Genomic DNA, 3,129 nt, shown 5'->3' on the forward strand with positions numbered 1-3,129 from the left:
ACTGTTCCGTCGCTTGAAAGGCTACCGCCGGATTTTCTCGCGCTTCGAGAAGCTGGATGTCATGTTCCTTGGATTCCTCAGCTTCGTCCTAGTCGTTGATGGGCTTCGGATGTGTTAACAGGCCCTAACACGTTGAGTAGTACGTAAATACGTGGTATGTAATTCGTTACGAAATAAGCGGAGGGACGTATGGCAAGGTCCGGGTTGTACAAAAGCGATGTGCAGCGTGCCCGCGATAGCCTGCGCGCAACGGGCAAGCATCCGTCTGTCGATGCGGTCCGGGTGGCGCTCGGCAATACCGGTTCCAAGACCACCATTCACCGTTATCTGAGGGAGTTGGAAGAGAAGGAAGGGCAAGGCGTTGGCGCGAAGATGGCCGTGAGCGACGCACTCCAAGACCTCGTCGCCCGCCTCGCCGAGCGGTTGCACGCCGAGGCCGATATGGTCGTGGCGCAGGCCCAGGCGCGCTTCCAGGCGCAGCTCCAGGAGCGCACCCAAACGCTGGAGCAGGCCCGGCAAGAGGCTGACTCACTCACGACGCAGCTGCAGCGCTGCGAGACTGTACTGCAGGCAGAACGCGAGGCGGGCGACGCCGCCAGGGGCGAGGTGGCCCGCCGCACCACCGAACTGGCTCAGTTGGAGGAGCGGATCGCGGGCCTCACGGCGCGACTGGCGGAGCACCAAAGCCACGCCCGCTCCCTGGAGCAGAAGCACGACCACGCCAGGGAAGCCCTGGAGCACTACCGCACCTCGGTCAAGGACCAGCGTGAGCAGGAACAACGCCGGCACGAGCACCAGGTACAGGAACTGCAGGTTGCCCTACGGCAGGCCAACGAGGCGCTGACCGCCAAGAACCACGACCTGATGCAGCTCAACCGGGAAAACGGCCAGTGGCTGGAACGCCATACCCGGCTGGAGCGGGAACTGACGCAGACACGCCAGCGGGCCGACGCCCAGCAGCGCGAGCGCGACGCGCTGCGCCTGGCGGCCGCCGAGCACCAAGGCCGCCAGGCGCGCTGGACCAAAGATGTCCAAGCGCTAGAAGGTGTGCGCGCCGAATTGGCTGCGGCGCGGACCGATCTGATCGAAGAGCGCCAGCGCCGGGAACATGCCGAGGCGGACACCTTGCGGGCCACGGTACGTCTGAGCACGCTGGAACAGCTCCTGGCGCAGCTGCGGCCACCGCGCCCCGTTGGCGAACAAGTAACGTCTGGGAAGGACGAAACCTCCCCAGACGCAAATAGTCAGTTGCTTTGAGGAAAGCTAATGCCGGGCGAAGCGCCACCAAAGACGGAGCAACTACCGCGCGTCAGGTTGTTCTGCTCGAACGTCTGGCCGGCATTGCCCAGGCAAGTCGGGGCATTTGTCGTACCATCGTTTACCGCTACGTTTACCGTGACGTGCGAGCCGCGATTGAACGACACCGTCTGAGTTCTGGCGCCGTTGCCGAAGATGTTGAATTCGGTCAGGCGCCAGATCTTATTGATATCCACCGTAGAGGCGCGCTGACTCACGCTGTAGGCCCTTCCGTTCACCGAAAACGACACGGTATCCACGCCCCCCGAGGTCGCAGAACCGGTCAGCTTGACACCAGCGATGCCCGAAACTGGCACCAGAGGCACTCGCACCGATTCGCTGTTAATCACGCAAGCGTTGCCTTCGTAAGCATCCCAGCCGGACGGGCAACCCGCCGCATCGTATTCCGAGGTACTGTCCGCATATACCCAGCTTTCAATGAAGATGACCGGGTCAAAGCCATTACTTGAGTCTTCGTCGGCGTCGCTGGAGTAGACGTACTGTTGCCAGGTCTTGCACGAAGAAAAACCGAACTGCGCGCAAGCGGCGGGGTTGCTGTCGTTGTCGGTATTGATTTGCAGCGAGTATTGGACTACCCCAGTGGTCACGCCGCTTACGCTCGGGAACGAACCGACGGCTGAGTGGGTGAGCCTGCCCGTGCGTGCAGCGTAGTCATCGCCATTGCCGGTGATGAGCACACGGTTGTCGGTGGTGGTACGAACGTTGCCGCTGGCAACGTGTCGTGGCTTCATGACCAACTTCGGCGGTGCGCCACAGCGTACCGCCTGCCACCCCATGTCCGGAAATGTCGAGCTAAAGCAGCCCTCCATAGCCGGAGCCTCGTGCTTGAGCGTAGTTTCCCATGCAGACATAGCCTCGGCACGGCCAGTATTGTTTATTGCAGCGACCTGCGCCGCTGCACCCGCGCTAACGATGCTTCCAACGATGCAGGCGCCAAGCATGTACTTCGATTTAAATTTTCTCATGGTCTTTCTTCTGGTTTGATAGTTAAATTACAGTAAAATTTTAGTAAATATGCGGCGCACAAAATCGGAAGTAATCGCCGCGTTAGAGAAGTGCTACTTCTGCGGCAACGCGTTACTTCGTCCTCGATCACAATTCATAAAATGGCGCGAGACCAGCGCTAAACCGCCAGACGTGGAGGTCGCGGTCCAGCATGCGCGCGGTCCAGCTCGGTCAGGCGTCGCGCGGCGCTGGCGATGGGCGCATCGAACCAGACGGCATGCGCAGTGCCGGAAGCCGGAGTGATAATTCTTCAATTATCAGGCGGTTGGGCAAGATTTGGCTGTTTTTTGTATCAATCCCTGCCGACCCTCGGGAAGGGGTGATTGCCGACAACGACCCCGTCGAGCAGGAGAAAGCCGTCAAGTACAACGACCTGGTTTCCAATGCCGTCATCTTCTACAACGTGGTCGAACAGACCCGGATCATGAAGTCTCTGATGCGGCAGGGGTGGAAGATCACACGGGAGGACGTGGCTTTCCTCAGCCCGTACGTGACCAGCCATGTGAAGCGCTTCGGGGATTACCTGATTGATGTGGAGGCAGTCCCCGAGCCGTATGAGACTGAACTGGCATTGGTCGTGTAGTTTTGTTGCGTCAAAATATCCGCTAACTCACTGATGCAATGGATGAAATCCAATCTTGTGAGCTATTTTTACACGTATGTCGGCTCAACCCCACATAGAGGGGAGGCAGGGATTTGTGTAAAAAACAGCCAAAAGTGGGCTAACTCGCTGTCAGTAAAGGTTACTTACACCAATCCCTGCCGACGCTCAGGTAGTCACCGACTGAGCCTCACTGAGGCAATAGC

The 3,129-nt window shown here is 59.3% G+C and carries 2 protein-coding genes and 2 pseudogenes; 3 read left to right on the forward strand and 1 reads right to left on the reverse strand.

The genetic code is table 11. The features are described 5' to 3' along the window. Together F7R02_RS24665 and F7R02_RS24670 are read left to right on the forward strand one after the other, a co-directional pair. A pseudogene (locus F7R02_RS24665) lies at positions 1-118 on the forward strand (IS5-like element ISCARN85 family transposase); the annotation flags it as partial. 71 nt (positions 119-189) lie between these two features. Continuing rightward, on the forward strand, positions 190-1,257 hold the full coding sequence (locus tag F7R02_RS24670) for a DNA-binding protein (RefSeq protein WP_078590062.1): 1,068 nt from the start codon (positions 190-192) through the stop codon (positions 1,255-1,257). Here F7R02_RS24670 and F7R02_RS24675 read toward each other — a convergent pair. Further along, positions 1,245-2,282, reverse strand: a complete 1,038-nt coding sequence (locus F7R02_RS24675) for a hypothetical protein (protein WP_011345700.1) — start codon at positions 2,280-2,282, stop codon at positions 1,245-1,247. The two genes, F7R02_RS24670 and F7R02_RS24675, sit on opposite strands and share 13 nt — an antisense overlap. Before the next feature lie 353 nt (positions 2,283-2,635). Here F7R02_RS24675 and F7R02_RS24680 point away from each other — a divergent pair. Beyond that, positions 2,636-2,905: pseudogene (locus tag F7R02_RS24680) on the forward strand (Tn3 family transposase); the annotation flags it as partial. Positions 2,906-3,129: the final 224 nt, after the last annotated feature.

The organism is Xanthomonas cissicola, from assembly GCF_008801575.1.
GTDB lineage: Bacteria > Pseudomonadota > Gammaproteobacteria > Xanthomonadales > Xanthomonadaceae > Xanthomonas > Xanthomonas cissicola.

What these genes read in the sequence shown, in the direction of transcription:
- F7R02_RS24670 (WP_078590062.1), top strand. Translation starts at nt 190, where the DNA reads ATGGCAAGGTCCGGGTTGTACAAAAGCGATGTGCAGCGTGCCCGCGAT.
- F7R02_RS24675 (WP_011345700.1), bottom strand. Translation starts at nt 2,282, where the DNA reads ATGAGAAAATTTAAATCGAAGTACATGCTTGGCGCCTGCATCGTTGGA.